The sequence below is a fragment of the Bombella sp. ESL0380 genome, from assembly GCF_009725805.1.
Taxonomy (GTDB): Bacteria; Pseudomonadota; Alphaproteobacteria; order Acetobacterales; family Acetobacteraceae; genus Bombella; species Bombella apis.
This window is the reverse complement of sequence record NZ_WNIH01000003.1, coordinates 415400-433588: the sequence shown is the minus strand read 5'-3', so window position 1 is coordinate 433588 and position 18189 is coordinate 415400. Positions and strand designations below refer to the sequence as shown.

General features: G+C 61.5%; 13 protein-coding genes and 1 tRNA gene. 4 read left to right on the top strand and 10 right to left on the bottom strand.

Annotation, left to right across the window (positions count from 1 at the left end):
• Nucleotides 1-7: 7 nt before the first annotated feature.
• On the bottom strand, nt 8-1147 hold the full coding sequence (locus GM608_RS03070; RefSeq protein ID WP_333644980.1) for a hypothetical protein: 1140 nt from the start codon (nt 1145-1147) through the stop codon (nt 8-10).
• Between the two features lie 170 nt (nt 1148-1317).
• Nucleotides 1318-1974, bottom strand: a complete 657-nt coding sequence (locus GM608_RS03065; RefSeq protein WP_103765432.1) for a class I SAM-dependent methyltransferase — start codon at nt 1972-1974, stop codon at nt 1318-1320.
• A gap of 184 nt (nt 1975-2158) precedes the next feature.
• Between GM608_RS03065 and GM608_RS03060 the strand changes: the two genes are divergently transcribed.
• Nucleotides 2159-2461 (top strand): hypothetical protein, encoded by a 303-nt coding sequence (locus GM608_RS03060; protein ID WP_192848055.1) that lies wholly within the window; start codon nt 2159-2161, stop codon nt 2459-2461.
• A 40-nt stretch (nt 2462-2501) separates the two neighbouring features.
• Here GM608_RS03060 and gshB read toward each other — a convergent pair whose 3' ends face one another.
• Genes gshB through uvrB form a run of 4 tightly spaced genes read right to left on the bottom strand, consistent with a single transcriptional unit; the run spans nt 2502 to nt 7083 of the window.
• Nucleotides 2502-3488 (bottom strand): glutathione synthase, encoded by a 987-nt coding sequence (gene gshB / locus GM608_RS03055; protein ID WP_081563030.1) that lies wholly within the window; start codon nt 3486-3488, stop codon nt 2502-2504.
• A gap of 59 nt (nt 3489-3547) precedes the next feature.
• Nucleotides 3548-4048 carry a transcription elongation factor GreB gene (greB, locus tag GM608_RS03050; RefSeq protein ID WP_043560592.1) on the bottom strand — a complete coding sequence of 167 codons (501 nt, stop codon included), beginning with the start codon at nt 4046-4048 and terminating at the stop codon, nt 3548-3550.
• Nucleotides 4049-4054: 6 nt separating this feature from the next.
• The gene (locus GM608_RS03045) at nt 4055-4963 is read right to left on the bottom strand and encodes an aldose 1-epimerase (protein ID WP_086441219.1); all 909 of its coding nucleotides are present in this window, start codon (nt 4961-4963) and stop codon (nt 4055-4057) included.
• A gap of 2 nt (nt 4964-4965) precedes the next feature.
• A complete protein-coding gene (gene uvrB, locus GM608_RS03040) occupies nt 4966-7083 on the bottom strand; it encodes an excinuclease ABC subunit UvrB (protein WP_052349096.1) in 2118 nt (705 codons plus the stop codon).
• Between the two features lie 182 nt (nt 7084-7265).
• Here uvrB and GM608_RS03035 point away from each other — a divergent pair, with 182 nt between their 5' ends.
• Nucleotides 7266-7622 carry a hypothetical protein gene (locus GM608_RS03035; RefSeq protein ID WP_086431097.1) on the top strand — a complete coding sequence of 119 codons (357 nt, stop codon included), beginning with the start codon at nt 7266-7268 and terminating at the stop codon, nt 7620-7622.
• A 63-nt stretch (nt 7623-7685) separates the two neighbouring features.
• Here the strand turns inward: GM608_RS03035 and GM608_RS03030 are convergent, their stop codons facing one another.
• The 4 genes from GM608_RS03030 to GM608_RS03015 form a co-directional block, all read right to left on the bottom strand.
• On the bottom strand, nt 7686-9044 hold the full coding sequence (locus tag GM608_RS03030) for an AarF/ABC1/UbiB kinase family protein (RefSeq protein WP_333644979.1): 1359 nt from the start codon (nt 9042-9044) through the stop codon (nt 7686-7688).
• 72 nt (nt 9045-9116) lie between these two features.
• The gene (locus GM608_RS03025; protein ID WP_232086314.1) at nt 9117-10976 is read right to left on the bottom strand and encodes a M3 family oligoendopeptidase; all 1860 of its coding nucleotides are present in this window, start codon (nt 10974-10976) and stop codon (nt 9117-9119) included.
• Nucleotides 10977-11069: 93 nt separating this feature from the next.
• A complete protein-coding gene (gltB, locus tag GM608_RS03020) occupies nt 11070-15629 on the bottom strand; it encodes a glutamate synthase large subunit (protein WP_408863025.1) in 4560 nt (1519 codons plus the stop codon).
• Nucleotides 15629-17059 (bottom strand): NAD(P)-dependent oxidoreductase, encoded by a 1431-nt coding sequence (locus tag GM608_RS03015; protein WP_333644978.1) that lies wholly within the window; start codon nt 17057-17059, stop codon nt 15629-15631. The genes gltB and GM608_RS03015 overlap by 1 nt, the downstream gene beginning before the upstream one ends.
• Nucleotides 17060-17383: 324 nt before the next feature.
• Here GM608_RS03015 and GM608_RS03010 point away from each other — a divergent pair.
• A tRNA-Leu gene (locus GM608_RS03010) sits at nt 17384-17470 on the top strand.
• 60 nt (nt 17471-17530) lie between these two features.
• A complete protein-coding gene (locus GM608_RS03005) occupies nt 17531-18181 on the top strand; it encodes a ribonuclease D (protein WP_043560607.1) in 651 nt (216 codons plus the stop codon).
• Nucleotides 18182-18189 lie beyond the last annotated feature (8 nt).

Here is an 18189-nt window from a genome sequence, read left to right as displayed (position 1 = left end):
AAACACCTTACTCTTCAGGAAAAAGCCCCATTGTCCCCTGGGTCCGCTCTACCAGCAGGCCATACCAGACCATTCCGGCAGACAGGGCGAACATGAGCAGGCTGCAGCCCATCAACAGCACGGCAGGCACGACCAGCTGCGGCAGAATGGAACAGAGCGCCCCGACAAACGTGATGAAAGCATGAATCATGCCAAAAATGGAAAAAGATCGCCCCCACCGTGCCAGTCTGGCCCCGCACCAGCCATAGAAAGCTGCACTGAGAGCAAGAAGGCTGCCGAACATCACAAGCTGATGCCCTGCCGCCCCCAGAACGAAGGCCCCCGGCGGCACCCCCTGTCTGCCCCAGACTGGTTCGGTCAGCATGGCGGCCCAGCCAGCGAGCAGCAATACAAGCCCACCGGAAGCCCAGGCCGCCACTGGCCCCGATGGCAGGGCAGTACGCCATCTATCCCCGGCAAAGGCTACGAGAAGAACCAGACAGGGAACCCCCAGCCCGATGCTTAATCCAGCGCTGTAAACCGATGACGGAAGCCCGCCGAAGAGATGGTCAGCCCAGAGCAGAACAGGCACCACACCCATGACGCCAAACGCATGGGGAGCACAGCGGGGTACCCACCCCTGCTCCTTCTGCCCGGGCAGAAGAGCAGCCATGATGATGCCAAGCGAAGGCACGCTCAGCAGGGTCATTTCCACACTGCCACGCAGAACCGTCAGAAGGGCTTCCGGCCCGGCACCAGCCAGACCACTCCGCAGCAGAAAAGCCAGCAGAACGGGAGCGATGATGAGCACAGACAGAGCATTGGCCAGAAACGCCCAGACCAGCGGCGGAAAATCACGGAAGGGGATGGACCGCATCTCCAGAACCGTGGCCAGCACATTGAAAGCCAGCGCCAGCACGCCAATGCTCCAGAGAGCCAGCCCGACAAACGGCATGACCGGCAACAGAAAGGCACCTACAGCCAGCACGCCAAAACCGGTACGGACCGCAAACGGCAGAGCCATGCCCTCGCCTTTCAGCAGGTCCGGCAGGAACCAGCGGGCCATCCCGCCCAGAAAAGCCGGGCATACAACATAAAATGTCATCAGCACGGCATGGGACACAACGACACCAGGAGACGGATGCACATGCAGGAAAGGCAACCCCATGGCGCCCCCCAACATGCCAGCAAACAACGCCAGCAGAAAAAACGCCCCACCGCTTCTCCCATGACGGGATGAAGATACTGTCTGAAATAACGGCCTTGAAGTCACTCTATTCCGCCAGCCTGTTGCCACCATGAAACATCTGCCTTTCTCGGAGGCAGATGGGTTTCCCCCTACTTAGTCTTCTCAGGCGGCAATGTCACGAGGGTGAACAGACCCGCCGGAGGGACGGGCACGATGGTCGCCCGGGCCATATCCTCCGGTGGAAGCAGGGATTCAATGGCAAAATCAGGATGCCAGCCCAGCGCACGGGAGGCCCGGGCCATGACCTTCTCCACCTTCAGCCGAAGGCCCCCACGGGCAAGGAAATGGTTGACAAAAAGGATGTGTCCCCCCGGTTTCACCACCCTCTTCAACTCTGCCAGAAGCAGGTCCGGATGAGGCACGACAGAGGCCACGAACATGCCGACGGCGATATCAAAGCTGTTATCGGCAAAGGTGGTATGTTCGGCGTCCATCACCATAAGTTCATCAACATTACGGAGACCTTCCCTCTTCACACGCTCCCGGGCAAGGGCCAGCATGTCTTCCGAGAGGTCGATTCCTGTAATGCGTTTGTCGGACCTGTAGGAAGGAAGGGCCAGCCCGGTTCCAACTCCCACCTCCAGCACACGCGTGCCCGGAAGCGCATTGACAGCCGCCACGGCCCGCCGTCGCCCGAAAGCAGATACACCGCCAAAAACCTTGTCGTACATGCGGGCCCAACGGCGATAGGCATCACGTACGCTGTCAGCATCGAGGGAAGAACGGGGTTTAAGGGAAGACACCATGAAAATGCAGCCTCAACTGTCTGCCCCCAACAAAGCGGGGAGCATTATCGCTACTGATACCGATCAGTCCGCCCCTTTCTTGCCCCCCAACGCCCTTGGCTGACAAGGTATTCTGACGATATTATGCGAAAAAATTTGGTCTACCTGTCCAGAACAGAACCAGAACTCATGACTGGATCACACGATGAAGCATCTCGATCTCATATTGGCCCTTCTCTGCCTGTTTTTCTGGGTGGCCCTTTATGTTGTCTATTACCATGAAAGACTGTTTCCATGGCTCATCAACAGGTTCAGCCGGGACAGACCATCCAGGGACCTGAAGGTGGAAAATGGATATTTCTCTGATGGCGTACCCATTCCATTCCGGGACAATCTCTATCCTTCCGACCCTGAAAAAGATGCCAGGACAGAGGACGGCTCCACATCACCGGAAGAGCCTCCCCACGAGACCGTAACACGGAAAACGGACCAGACACCAAACAGGTGAAAGGCCTGACCATAGGGCCAGGCCGCTTCCATGTTTCCTTTCAGGAAAGACGGGCCTCGATGCAGTCCCAGATCATCCCGGCACTGTTGATGCCATCAAAACGGTCCAGTTCCTGTAGGCCCGTCGGGGAGGTGACGTTGATCTCCGTCAGCCAGTTCCCGATCACGTCAATCCCCGTGAAAATGAGGCCATGTTCCTTCAGGTACGGACCAATGGTCCGGCAGATTTCCCTGTCACGGTCCGTCAGTTCCACACGCTCGGCACGGCCGCCGACATGCATGTTGGACCGGGCATCACCCTGCGCAGGAACACGGTTGATTGCCCCGATCGGCTCGCCATCCACAAGGATGATGCGCTTGTCCCCCAGCCGCACGGCAGGCTCATAACGCTGCACCATCAGCGGTTCACGGGAGCGGGAGAAGTGCATCTCCAGCAGGGAGGAGAAATTCTCGTCATCCTCCTTCACCCGGAAGATGCCCGCTCCGCCATTGCCATAAAGCGGCTTCAGGATGATGTCCCTGTGCTTCTGCCGGAAAGCGGCAATCGCCTCCCGGTCCCACGTCACCAACGTTGGCGGCATGAGCTGGGGAAAATGCGTGACCAGCAGCTTCTCCGGTGCATTGCGTACGGATACCGGATCATTCACCACGAGGGCCTGCCCCTCGCCCGTGCCATGAACATGCTCCAGCATGTGGGTGGCCGTGATGTAGCCCATGTCGAAAGGCGGGTCCTGCCGCATGAGCACGACATCACATGAGCCGATGTCCAGAACCTCCTCCGGGCCAAAGGCAGCATGATCGCCTTTCTTCCGCTGTACGGTCACCCTGCGGCTCCGGGCCTGAAGACGGCCTGCCGTGCCCTTTCCTTCCAGCAGGGACAGGGTGGTGGGGTGATAGACATGCAGCTCGTGCCCACGACGCTGGGCTTCCAGCATCAGGGCAAAGGTGGAATCACCATCGATGTTGATGTCTTCCAGCGGGTCCATCTGCACGGCAACACGCCGCCGGGAGGAAGAGGACTGGACCATAAGAATAACTCCGCAAAAGCAGTTCAGGACCAAACGGTTTCTTTCAGGCCCCCACCATATCAGGCCGGGTCTGGATAGGCGATGGACAGCACTTCCACAAGGACAGGGCCGGATGGTGTCTGCATGGTGACCTCGTCATGCACGGCAGCTTTCATGAGAGCACGGGCCACCGGAGCCTGCAGGCTGACCTCCCCATGCTCCAGCCGGGACTCATCCACGCCAAGGATCGTCACGGTATAATGACGGTCCTCCTCATCCGCATAGCAGACGGTGGCGCCAAAGAAGACACGGTTCCGGTTGGTCTGGGCTGCCGGGTCCACAATCACGGCCTGATCCAGCCGTTTCGTCAGGAACCGGATGCGCCGGTCGATCTCCCGCAGGCGGCGTTTGCCATACTGGTAGTCCGCATTCTCCGAACGGTCGCCATTACTCGCCGCCCATGAGACGACCTCCACGACCTGCGGCCGCTCCTTCTGGGTCAGCTCTTTCAGCTCAGCCCGCATCCGGGCCGCACCCTGTGGGGAAAGATAACGGTGCAGGGCAATCTTCTCGGCGGCCATGCGGCGTCAGCCTTCCGCCGGACGACGTGAGACATCAGCACGGAAGCGGATCATGCCACCAAGGCTCTGCCCCGGTGCCAGCACATGCACGCCACGCCCGGCGATCTCCGGCCTGTTGAGGGCATCCGTCATGCTCGTGACCGGCTCGATGGCCACATAGCCTTCCTCCGGCTGGGAGAAGACCACCAGATGCGAGAAAATCCGGTCCGCTTCCACCGTCAGGTCTGGCAGACCCCCGGGCTGCTCCAGCCGGGCCTGACCGGCAAACCCGGCAAACCCGTTATCCAGCTTCAGCTCCTCAAGGGCCTGCCCTTTCGAAAAATCCCACTCACCTTCGCAGGATTTTTTTTCGGTCGGCAGGCCGTGACCGTCCGTCAGCCAGACCGAGTCCGCTGCGAATTTCAGGCGGGATTTGGCCTCCGAATGGAAGAAAGGATGGAACCCCAGACCGACCGGCTGATCGACCGTATCGCTGTTCCGGATCACGATGGAGACATGCAGCCCGTCCGCCCGCAGCTCGTAGGACATGACGGCCCGATAGGCATAGGGCCATTCCCCCCGACCGGCTTCATCATCAGAAGGCGTGTGATCGAAAGTCAGGATGGCGTGACTGTCCGTTCTGTGCGCCACCTGCCATTCATGCTCCCAGCCATTGCCATGGATGGGATGCGGGCAGCCCTCCATGTTGGGGACAAGCCTGTGCTCCTCTCCCCCGAAGGCAAAATGGCCGTCTGCAATCCTGTTGACATAGGGCAGCAGAGGATAGGCCCCCACGGCCACGCCCTTCTGGTTCCGCAGGGCCGGATTGGCGACCGGACGGAGCATCTCATGCCCCTGCACCTGCCACTGGCCAAGGGCAGCCCCCGTCTCCGGCAGGATGGTCAGGCTCTGCCCGTCTCTCTTGAGTTCCAGCATGGTCAGTCCTTCTTTTTCCGTCTGGTCGTCTTGCGTTGTCTGGCCTGCGAAGCTGCCGGGGCCGGAGCAATGAGGCCAATGTCACTGGCCTCCCGCCGGTGAATCTCGTCCCGCAGGGCGGCGGCCTGTTCAAAGTCCAGCTCAGCTGCTGCTTCACGCATTTTCTTGCGCAGATCGTCAATGGTGAGCTGTGGATCAGACTCCGGCGGGGCTTCCTTGCCCGCCAGCTCTTCCTGAAAGAGCGTGTCGCTGATGCGGCTGCGGACCGTCTGCGGCGTGATGCCGTGCGCCTCGTTCCAGGCCATCTGCTTTTCCCGGCGGCGGGCCGTTTCCTCGATGGCGTAACGCAGGCTGTCCGTCTCCTTGTCCGCATAGAGCAGGACACGGCCATTCACGTTGCGAGCGGCTCGGCCGATCGTCTGCACAAGAGAGGTGCGGGACCGCAGGAAGCCTTCCTTGTCTGCATCGAGAATCGCCACAAGGGCACATTCGGGAATATCCAACCCTTCCCGCAGCAGGTTGATGCCCACAAGAACATCAAAGGCCCCCAGCCGCAGGTCCCGGATGATCTCCATGCGCTCCAGCGTATCAATGTCGGAATGGAGATACCGCACCTTCACGCCATGTTCGGAAAGATATTCCGTCAGGTCCTCAGCCATGCGCTTGGTCAGGGTCGTGACGAGGACACGGCCATTCTCGGCAATGGTTGCCCTGGCCTCATGCAGCAGGTCGTCCACCTGCCCTTCCACGGGTCGGATGATGGTAATGGGGTCTGTCAGGCCGGTCGGACGGATGATCTGCTCGGCAAACACGCCTTCCGTCTGTTCCATCTCCCACGGCCCCGGCGTGGCGGACACGAAGATGCTCTGCGGCCGGAAGGCATCCCACTCCGAAAAAGACAGGGGCCGGTTATCCAGACAGGAGGGAAGACGGAACCCGAAATCTGCCAGCGTTTCCTTGCGGGCACGGTCCCCCCGTTCCATCCCGCCAATCTGGGGCACGCCGACATGGCTTTCATCCACGATCAGCAGGGCATCTTCCGGCAGATATTCAAAGAGGGTTGGCGGCGGATCACCGGGACGGCGACCTGAAAGATAGCGGGAGTAGTTCTCAATCCCCTTGCAGACGCCTGTCGTTTCCAGCATTTCCAGATCAAAATTGGTCCGTTGAAGGATGCGTTCTTCCTCCAGCGGCTTTCCCTTGTCCCTGAAATACTGGATGCGGTCCTGCAGTTCATCCTTGATGCTGACCATCGCCTGATTGAGCGTTGGGCGGGGCGTCACATAATGGGAACTGGCATAGAGGCTGACCTCTTCCAGATCAGCCGTCTTCTCCCCCGTCAGCGGGTCGAATTCGGTGATGCTTTCCACCTCATCCCCGAAGAGCATGACACGCCACGCCCTGTCCTCGTTCTGGATGGGGAAAATGTCCACCTGCTCCCCCCGCACCCGGAATGACCCACGCTCGAAGGCCAGATCATTCCGCTGGTATTGCAGCTCCACCAGATGGCGGATCAGGTCGTCCCGGTCGATGATCTCCCCCGGCACGAGGCGGATTTTCATGCGGGCATAGGATTCGGGCGAGCCGATACCATAAATGCAGGACACGGAGGCCACGATGATGACATCGTTCCTTTCCAGCAGGGCCTGCGTGGCAGCATGGCGCATCCGGTCTATGCGCTCGTTGCGCTGGCTGTCCTTCTCGATGAAGGTATCCGAGCGGGGCACATAGGCTTCCGGCTGATAGTAATCATAGTAGGAAACGAAATATTCCACCGCATTGTCGGGGAAGAACTGTTTCATCTCACTATAGAGCTGGGCCGCCAGGGTCTTGTTGGGAGCCATGATGAGCGTGGGCCGCTGCGCCGCCTCGATCACCTTGGCCATGGTGAAGGTCTTGCCCGACCCTGTCACACCCATCAGCACCTGATCCCGCTCCCCGGCCTGCAACCCGTCCAGCAGGGCGGCAATCGCCTGCGGCTGGTCCCCGGAGGGTTCGTAATCCGATTTGACGACAAACCGGTTGGTCTTCGGTTTGGCGGGCTGTTTTTCAGGGAAAAAATCCGTCTGACGGGGCGCGACCGGTTTTTTCTTTTTGCGGGACGACGAAGAAACTGCCATGGCCCCTAGATGGGAGCATGTTCCTGCCACCACAAGATGCCTCTGACGGAATAAATGGAGCCACCCGTTTCCGGCTGTTCATTCCTCATAAAAAGACTGGCAGTTTTTACAGGGTCGTTTACCATCACACCGCCTCTTCACTGCCCAATGAGGCTCCACTTCCACAAAAAGGTCAGAACCTTATGGATATCGAACAGATCGAGCAGAGCTACACGCAGTTCCGCAACACGGCGCAGCAGGCCTTCCAGCTGATTGACCGGCTGATCGGCCAGATGCAGGACGCCTCGCAGAATGGCGACACACAGGCCGGGGAATGGGCTGCGAGCCTCCAGCAGATTTCCTCCATCTTCCAGAATGGCCAGGGCCATGCCGGGGACCTCGTCGGCCAGCTGGCCGGTCTGGTGAGCCATCTCGGCGAGAAAAACGGGGGCGAAAGCTCCGGTGAGCAGAGCAGCGGCTTCGCCAGCTTCGGCAAGGCCCTCCAGCAGGACGTGATCCAGGAAATCGGTGGCAACCTGCTGAGCAAATTCTTCCGCTGACAGTTCTCTGCCCATCCTGACAGGCAAGGCCGGACCGGTATGCTCACCCGTCCGGCCTTGCCTTCATCTGGCGGGCTGGACCTGCGCCTTCCGCAGGGCATCCTTCTGCCGGGCCGCCAGAACATCCACATTGAAATCCTGCGTCAGCTCCATGAAGAGCCGGTGCCAGTTCACCCGTGCTCCCAGCCGCAGGAAGGCACTGCCCAGCCCGATGGCCGAGCGGTCCAGCATGACGAATTCCCGTGGCAGAGTGATGCCGCCCGTGCGCTTCAGCCCGTCATAGACATGCTCCAGCACCCGGCGGGCCTCCTGCGGGTTGTTGCTCTCTTCCACGTTGCAGATTTCATCCGTCATGAGAGGACGATAGAAGAAGCGTGCCCACTCATTGAGCACGGCAGCCTGCTCCCGTGAAATGTCCCTGAAGCCCCAGTCATGATAGGCCTCGTAGGCCCGTTCCTCATCGCCATCCCGCAGGGCATCGAAGAGAGACAGGACACCACCGACAAACCGGGGCGAGAAAATGCGTACGGAACCGAAATCCAGCAGGTTCAGCCCACCATCCTGCCGCACGGTGAAATTGCCCATATGCGGGTCACCATGCACGACGCCATAATGATAGACGGGCCTGTACCAGGCCTTGAACAGCGCAACCGCAATGGCGTTGCGCTCTTCCTGCGGGAGCTGTTCCTCCAGCACGGACTTCATGGAGCGGCCCCCCACCCAGTCCATCGTCAGCAGCCGTTCCGTGACCAGCCCGGGTACGGGGGCGGGCACGGTAACTTCCGGCACGTCCGCCAGCATGAGCCTGTAGAGCCGCAGGTGGCTGGCCTCCCGTGTGTAATCCAGCTCTTCCCGCATCCGTTCGGCCAGTTCGGCATAGACCTCATCCTGCCGGATGGCATTGCCCACGAGGCTGAACACGCCCAGACCCCGCTTCAGCTGCCGGAGGTCCTGCTCCATGGCTCCCGCCATGCCGGGATATTGCAGCTTGCAGGCCACCTCCCGCCCGTCGGCCAGAGCCGCACGATGCACCTGCCCCAGTGACGCCGCCGCCACGGCCTCATGGCTGAAAGACCGGAAGCGGGATTCCCACCGCGCCCCCAGCTCGGCCCTCATCCGCCGCTGGACGAAGTTCCATCCCATCGGCGGCGCATTGGCCTGGAGATGGGCCAGCTCCTCGGCATAGTCATCAGGCAGGGCACCGGGAATGGTCGAGAGAAGCTGGGCAGCCTTCATCATCGGGCCTTTCAGGTTGCCCAGAACGGCCCGCAGCTCCTCCGCATGGCTGGTCGTGTTGCTCCGCAGGCCCAGCTTGTGCCCGGCCATGCGGGCCGCAACACCCCCCACCATGCTGGAGGCCCGGAACATGCGCTGCATGTTATCGACAAAGCCCGTCCTGTCGATGTCACGTTCACGTGCCATGATCTCAACCCTTACCTGTTGCCCTGTCAGGCAGTGTGCCAGCCTGCATGGCGTGCAGGCCGGCTTTCATCCTCATGCAGCCGGTTCAGCCTCAAGCTGGTCGATCAGCCCGGAAATGACATCCAGACCACGGTTCCAGAAGGACGGATCACCGGCATTCAGCCCGAACGGTGCGAGCAGCTCCTGATGGCGCAACGTGCCACCGGCGGCAAGCATCTCCTTGTATTTTTCCGCAAAGCCTGCCGGGCTGTCCTGATACACGCCATAAAGCGCATTCACCAGACAGTCGCCAAAGGCATAGGCGTACACGTAGAAGGGCGAGTGGATGAAATGCGGAATGTATGACCAGTAGAGGTCATAATCCGGGGTGAAGCTGAAGGCCGGGCCAAGGCTGCGTGTCTGCACGTCCCGCCAGATTTCACCAAGACGCTCGGCAGGGATTTCGCCTCTGCGGCGTTCATCATGCACCTGCACCTCGAACTGGTAGAAGGCGATCTGCCGCACGACCGTGTTCAGCATGTCCTCCACCTTGGAGGCCAGCAGATGATGACGGCGTTTCGGATCACTCTCCGCATCCAGCAGGGACTGGAAGGTCAGCATCTCCCCGAAGACGGAGGCCGTCTCGGCCAGCGTCAGCGGCGTGTCGGAACGGAGATAGCCCTGCTTCTTCCCGGCCAGCATCTGATGGATGCCGTGCCCCATCTCATGGGCCAGCGTCATGACGTCACGGGGACGGCCATGATAGTTCATCAGCAGATAAGGATGCACGGAGGGCACGACCGGATGGGCAAACGCCCCGGAAGACTTGCCCGGTACAGCGGCCGCATCGATCCACGGGCTGTTGAGGAACGTGCTGGCATGGCGGCCCATCTCCTCATCAAAATCCTGATAGGCACGCTGGACGATCGCCTTGCCCTCATCCCAGCTCAGCCGCCTGTCCTGCACGTCGGGCAGCGGGGCATTGCGGTCCCAGTGTTCCAGCTTGTCCAGCCCCAGCCAGCGGGCCTTCATGCCGTAATAACGGTGGGAGAGACGGGAGAAGGACGACTGCACGGCATCCACCAGCGCATCCACCACCTCGTCTTCCACCATGTTCGCCCGGTTGCGACTGCTGACAGGCCGGGGGTAACCCCGCATGGTATCAATCGTGGCCTTGTCCTTGGCCAGCGTGTTGGTGATGCCCACCAGCAGCTTGTTGTTGGCTGCCAGCGTGGCACTGATGGCCCTGGCCGCCCCTTCCCGCTTTTTCCGGTCGCTGTCCGTCATGTAATTGAACACGTCGCCCAGCGGCTGCTCTTTCCCCTCGAAGGAGACCATCAGCCCGGCCATGGTCTCGTCAAACAGCCGCACCCACGCATTCCGGCCAGAGACGGCCATGTCCATCAGAACACGCTCAACCTCATCGGAAAGCTGATAGGGGCGGAAGACCCGCAGGTCCCGCAGATAAGGCTTCCATGAGGCCAGCTCCGCATTCTCGCTGAAGCCTTTTTCAAGGGCTGCATCATCCAGCCGGTTCAGCTCCAGCGGGAAGAACAGCAGGAAAGCTGAAATGGCGGTCAGACGTTCCCGCACGCTCTGGGCGAAACGGCCACAGGCAGGGTCGGTCGTGTGGGCTGCAAAGAGAAGCTGGGAATAGGAACCGATCTTCCCCAGCCCTTCCTCGATCACCTCATAGCCCTGGAGGGCATGGGCCAGATCGGCCGGAGAGGCCTTGCCCAGCGTACCCTTCCAGCGGCTTTCAAATGTCCGGGCCTCATGGTCCAGCCGGACGAAATCCGATTCAATGGCCGGGTCCTCCGGGGAGGCATAGAGGTCGGAAAGGTCCCAGCGGGGGGCGGCCACGGGCGCAGCCGCCTCACCTTCCGGGGCGGAAACCTGCCTGCCTTCCGGCAGACGGGCAAAGGAGCGTGTCTTGAGAAATGATGTCATCATCCCTGCAGACTAGCCAAGCGAGGAGGCTGTGAAAACTCTCTTTTCTGTCACGGTCCATCCTCCAGCCCCGCAGCCCTGCCCGGGTGGCCCCTGTCAGGCTGACAGGCTTCTGAGATCGGCCTCCTCATACCCGATGATGCGGGCATAATCCTTCGGCACGACATGCCAGAATTTCGGCAGAACCTCCTCCCAGTGGTGAAGAAGATCCGCCGCATAGGCACTGCCCGTCTCACGCTCGTGCCGCTCCACGAGGCCCCGCAGCTCATCTTTCCACCGTCTGGCCGTCACGGGCTGGCACATGACCGTGTCGTGATTCACCCGTTTCGGGAAATCGCCATCACGGTCCAGCACATAGGCCGTACCACCCGTGAAGCCTGCCCCGAAATTGTCCCCGGCCTTGCCCAGAACAACGACAGTACCGCCTGTCATGTATTCGCAGCCATTGGAGCCACAGCCTTCCACCACGGCCACGGCACCGGAGTTCCGCACGGCGAACCGTTCCCCGGCCTGCCCGGCGGCAAAGAGTGCTCCCGCCGTCGCACCATAAAGCACCGTGTTGCCGATGATGGAATTCTTCTCCGTGGCGCAGGGTGTCGCACTGCTGGGCCGCAGCACCAGAGTGGCCCCGGAGAGCCCCTTGCCAACATAATCGTTGGCATCACCTTCCACCTCGATGCGCAGCCCCTGTACGGCGAAGGCCCCAAGGGACTGACCGGCAGACCCACGCAGGGAGAGCGTCAGATGCCCTTCCGGCAGGCTGGCCATGCCGAAGCGACGGGTGATGAGGGATGACAGCCTCGTCCCCACCGCACGATGCGTGTTGCGGACGATATAGTGCAGATGCAGCTTCTCCCGCCGCTCGAACAGCGGCTGCGCATCAGCGATGATCTGTGCATCCAGCGTGTCCGGGACCTCATTGCGGCCCTCCAGCGTGCAGTGACGGGCAAAGCCGCCCGTATCCGCCTGCACCAGCAGGGCGTTGAGGTCCAGATCATCCAGATAATCCGAGCCACGATAGACCTGATGGAGCAGGTCCGTCCGGCCAATGATCTCCTCAAGGGAGCGGTATCCCAGACGGGCCAGAATGTTGCGGACATCCTCGGCGATCAGCGTGAAAAGGTTGATGACCTTCTCCGGCGTGCCCTCGAACTTCTTCCGCAGCTCCTCATCCTGCACGCAGACACCGACAGGGCAGGTATTGGTATGGCACTGCCGCACCATGATGCAGCCCATCGCCACAAGAGCCGCCGTACCGATGCCGAACTCCTCGGCCCCCAGCATGGCGGCGATCACCACGTCACGCCCGGTCTTGATTCCACCATCGACACGCAGCTTCAGCCGGTGGCGCAGACGGTTGAGCATCAGCACCTGATGGGTCTCGCTCAGCCCCATTTCCCACGGCAGGCCGGCATAATAGATGGAAGACTGGGCACTGGCCCCCGTCCCACCGGAATGGCCGGAGATCAGGATGGCATCAGCCTTGGCCTTGGCCACACCGGCGGCGATGGTCCCGATGCCCGTCCGGGCCACGAGCTTCACCGTCACGGTCGCCTCCGGATTGATCTGCTTGAGGTCGTAGATCAGCTGGGCAAGGTCCTCGATGGAATAGATGTCATGATGCGGCGGCGGCGAGATCAGCGTGACGCCCGGCGTGGCATGACGGAGACGGGCGATCAGCTCCGTGACCTTGAAGCCCGGAAGCTGGCCTCCCTCACCCGGCTTGGCCCCCTGTGCGACCTTGATCTCCAGCTCCCGGCAGTTGTTGAGATATTCCGCCGTCACGCCGAAGCGGCCGGACGCCACCTGTTTGATGGCCGAGGACGCATTGTCCCCGTTGGGCCGTGGTGTGGCCCGGGCCGGGTCCTCACCTCCCTCGCCGGAATCGGACTTCGCCCCGATGCGGTTCATGGCGATGGCCAGCGTCTCATGCGCTTCCGGACTCAGCGCACCGAGGGAGATGCCCGGGGCAACCAGCCTGCGGCGGATCTGGGTGATGCCTTCCACGTCATCCACGTCAATGGACCGTGCGCTGGAACGGAAATCCAGCAGATCACGCAGGGCGACCGGCTCCTGCGCCTCCAGAGCGTCCGCATAACGGCGGAAGAGCCTGTAGCTGTTGGCCTGCACCGCCGTCTGCAGCATGTGGACCGCACTGGCCGAAAAGGAGTGCGCCTCCCCACCCGGGCGGATCTTGTACCGCCCCCCGATGGGCAGCGGAGACACGTTGGCGGGCTGCCATGCCTGCCTGTGCGCCTTGATGACGTTCCGGGCGATACCGGGCAGGCCGATGCCCGAAATGCGGGACGCCATGCCGGGGAAGAACTCGGCCACAAGCGCACGGGAGAGGCCGATCGCCTCGAAATTGTACCCGCCACGATAGGCCGAAACGACCGAAATCCCCGCCTTGGACATGATCTTGAGCAGCCCCTTGTCCACGGCCTTGCGGTACTGCTCCATGGCCTGCCGCAGGGTCATCTTTCCGAACAGCCCCCGCTGGAGACGATCGGCAATGCTCTGCTGGGCCAGCCACGGATTGACCGTGGAGGCCCCCACTCCGACCATCACGGCGAGGCTGTGCACGTCCAGCACATCGGAGGCCCGGACATTCACGGAGGTGAAGGTCCGCAGGCTGTGATTGGTGAGATGGACATGCACGGCCGCCACGGCCAGCACCATGGGAACCGCCACACGGTCCTCCGTGGCGTGTTCATCGGTCAGAAAGAGATGGGCACAGCCACCCCGCACGGCATCCTCGGCCTTCTGGCATATCTGCGTCAGGGCCGCCCGCATCCCGTCCTCGCCCTCGGCCAGCGGGAAGGTACAGTCGATGACCTCACCCTGCCTGCCGCACATCTCCTGAAGACGGCTGAATTCGCCATTCGTCAGGATGGGGCTGGAAAGCTGGAGAAGCTGGCACTGGCCCGCTTCCTCGGCAAGGATGTTGCCCAGATTACCCAGCCTCGTCACCAGGCTCATGGCCCGTGTTTCCCGCAGGCTGTCGATCGGCGGATTCGTCACCTGGCTGAATCCCTGCCGGAAATAGTGGGACAGCCCCCGATAATGCCGGGACAGCACCTGAAGCGGCGTGTCATCCCCCATGGAGGCCAGAGCCTCGCTGCCATTCTCCACCATCGGCTGGAGCGTGGCCTCCATGTCCTCATAGGTCAGGTTGACGGCCAGCTGGCGACGGCGCAGCGTCTCAGCGTCAATGCCGTCCGGTTCCGTCACCTGGGCCATCAACGGCCCGACATCCTCGATGCCGTCCCTGATCCAGCTCTCATAATCCTGCCGGTTGATAAGCATGTCCAGCACGTCATCCGGCGTGTAGAAACGGGCTTCATCAAGGTCCAGCGCAAGGGTCTGCCCCGGCCCGAGCCGCCCACGCAGGGCGATGGCCTCATCCGGCACACGCACCATACCCGTCTCGGACCCGACGATCAGCAGCCCGTCCTTCGTGATGCTGTAGCGCAGCGGCCGCAGACCGGCCCTGTCCAGCCCGGCGATGATCCAGCGGCCATCCGTCCCGCACAGGGCCGCCGGACCGTCCCACGGCTCGATGACGGCATTGCAGTAGCGGTAGAATGCCTTGGCCCGGGCGGACAGGGAAGAATTCGCCCCCGCCGCTGCCGGGATCAGCAGGGCCTTGGCCGATGGTGCCGTCCGTCCAGCGAAGGTCAGAAGCTCGAAGACATTGTCCAGAGCGGCCGTGTCGGACCCCGCCACCTGCACGACCGGCTTGAGGGCCTCCATGTAGTCATCCAGCACCGGGCTGCTCAGCCGTGTCTCATGCGCCCGCATCCAGTTGACGTTGCCGGAGAGCGTGTTGATCTCCCCATTATGGGCGATCTTGCGGAAAGGCTGGGCGAGCTTCCATTTCGGGAAGGTGTTGGTGGAATAACGCTGGTGATAGATAGCAAAACGGGAGACAAACCGTTCATCCAGCAGGTCCGGGTAAAAATCCGTCAGGTTTTCCGCCAGAAACATGCCCTTGTAGATGAGGGAACGGCAGGACAGGGAGCAGATGTACAGCTCCACCTGTGCCCGTGTCGCCGCCTGCTCGATCCGACGACGGATGACATAGAGGTCCCGTTCCAGCGTTTCCTCATCACGCCCCAGCGTGTTGCGGATCATGATCTGCTCAATCTCGGGACGGGTCTCGTTGGCCTTCTCGCCAATGCAGGCCGTATCAATCGGCACCTGACGCCAGCCATAGATGCCGTAGCCGAACCGCAGGATTTCCGTCTCGATGATCTGGCGGCAGCGTTCCTGCGCTCCCAGGTCCGTGCGGGGCAGGAAGACCATCCCGACGGAGATGCGTCCCTCGATCCGCAGGTCACCCGCATTATGGATGGCATCCTCAAAGAAATTCTGCGGGATTTCCACATGGATGCCAGCCCCGTCCCCCGTCTTGCCATCAGCATCGACGGCACCACGGTGCCAGATGTTGCCCAGGGCCTCGATGCCCGCCTGCACCACGGCACGGCTGGGCCTGCCATCCATCGCCGCCACAAGCCCCACACCACAGGCATCATGCTCCTGCGCCGGGTCATACAGCCCTTCCAGCCGTTCAACATTGGCCTGATAGGCCTTCACGAAGTCCCGTGCCGTTTCCGGAGCGGATGTCATGGTCGTGGTTTCGTTCATGGTGGTCATCAGGCACACTCCCCGACAGATGTTGCGGTCCGGGCAGCCCCGGCAGACAGATGGTTCATTATGGCGTCAGCGGCGTCCCGCCCGTCCCGGATGGCCCAGACGACGAGGCTCGCCCCCCGGACGATGTCCCCACCGGCAAAGACACCCGGCAGGCTGGTTTCATGCCCGCTGCCGGAGACCTCCACCGTGCCCCACCGTGTCACGGCAAGGTCGGGCCGGTTCCAGAGGTCCGGCAGGTCTTCCGGCTCGAACCCCAGCGCACAGATGACCAGATCGGCCTTCAGTTCACGAGTCGATTCCGTCGGCTCCACGGCCCGGCGGCCCGCCGCATCAGCTGCCCCGAGGCGCATCTCCCGCAGGCGGACGGCCTTCACCCTGTCATCGCCAAGGAAGGCCTCCGGTGTCAGCATCCACTCAAAGCGGGCTCCCTCTTCCTCCGCATTGAGAACCTCCTGACGGGAGCCGGGCATGTTGTCACGGTCCCGACGATAGGCGCAGACCACTTCCTTCGCCCCCTGCCGGATGGCCGTGCGGACGCAGTCCATGGCGGTATCACCGCCCCCCAGCACCACGACACGTTTGCCTTTCGCTGTCAGGCCAGCAGTCTCATGCTCCGTCTGGGAGGCCTTGAGGTAAGGAAGGGCCTCCACCACGTTGGCCAGACCGGCCCCCGGCCCCTTCACCTGCCGGGCACGATACACACCCGTGGCCAGAAAAACGGCATCATGCCGCTGACGCAGTTCCTCCAGAGGCAGAGCACCATCGCCATGCCCGACGGACTGCCCCAGGTGGAAGATGATTCCCTGTTTCTCCAGCAGCTTCCAGCGACGTTCCACGACGCTCTTGTCCAGCTTGAAGCCCGGAATCCCGTACATCAGCAGCCCGCCGGGTTTTTCCTGCCGTTCATAGACGTGCACCTCATGCCCTGCGGCCCGCAGACGCTCGGCACAGGCAAGACCGGCCGGGCCGGACCCGACAATCCCCACGCTCTGCCCCGTTTCCTCGGCGGGCAGACGGGGCAGGACCCAGCCTTCCGCAAAGGCCGTCTCGGTAACATACCGCTCCACGGCCCCGATGGTCACGCTGCTGAAACCCGGACGGATGACGCAGTTCCCTTCACAGAGGCGGTCCTGCGGGCAGATGCGGCCACAGATTTCCGGAAAGCTGTTGGTGCTGGAGGAAAGTTCATAGGCTTCCTTCAGCCGCCCTTCCGTCGTCAGGCGCAGCCATTCGGGAATGACATTGCCCAGCGGGCAGTGGACCGTGCAGTACGGAATCCCACACTGGGAACAGCGTGACGCCTGCTCCTGCGCCCTCTGAGGGCTGAACCCGGCGTAAATCTCGCCAAAATCCTTCCGTCTCTCGGCAGCCGAGCGTTTGTCCGGGAGTTTCTGGGAGCAGTTTACGAACCGCAGCATCTGTTCAGCCATTATGACATCAATCCCCGTCTTGCCTGCACCGTGAAGCGCAGAATGGTCCTTGTCGCCCCAGCACTAAACAGCTCAGCCATAAAAGACCAGACAGTACCGCTTACCTAATGAGTGTCATAACATCCTGAAAATGCGCATGATTGTCATTTTCATTTTACAAAATAAGTCCGAAACGGACCTATTATCACCCTGACATCATTCCATTCGTTTTTTTTCAAAAGGATGCATTTTCCTCATTGACGTCCCCCCTCCTGCGCCGTAAAAGCATCTTCAACAGAGCTGAGGCGGCTTCCTCACGGAGACAGCTTCCTCTTACAGCTTTATGCCCAGATGGCGGAATTGGTAGACGCGCAGGCTTCAGGTGCCTGTGTCCGCAAGGACGTGGAAGTTCGAGTCTTCTTCTGGGCACCAAGGCTTTCTCCCCTGACATGCAGGGCAGAATTGTCCCCTCTCAGAAAATCCGGTGAATCTATGAGCACTCCGCGTAACGCCATTCATCTATATGAGGGCGACCTCCCGGACAATCTTGAGCTGGGCTCTTCCATCGCCATTGATACCGAGACCATGGGGCTCAACCCCCACCGGGACCGCCTCTGCCTCGTGCAGATTTCCGCCGGGGATGGTCAGGCGCATCTCGTACAGTTCGTGCCGGAACATCTGGGCGGGCGTGGCTACGGGCACTGCCCCAACCTCAAGGCGCTCCTTCAGGACAGTTCTGTCACCAAGCTGATGCATTTTGCCCGGTTCGACGTGGCCGTTCTCCAGCATTATCTCGGCATCACGCTGAATTCCGTCATCTGCACGAAGATTGCCGCCCGTCTTGTCTATACCTTCACGGACAGGCATGGCCTTGCCTATCTCAGCCGGGAGCTGCTGGGCGTCGAGATGTCCAAACAGCAGCAGAGCTCCGACTGGGGCAGCCCGACGCTGACAGAAGAGCAGCGCCAGTATGCAGCCTCCGATGTGCTGCATCTCCATGCCCTTTGGGAAAAGCTGGAAGCCATGCTCATCCGGGAAGGGCGGCGTGATCTTGCGCAGAGCTGCTATGATTTCCTCCCTGCCCGTGCAAAGCTGGACCTTCTGGGCTATGATGTGTCGGACATTTTCGCCCATCGTGCCTGACATAGCTG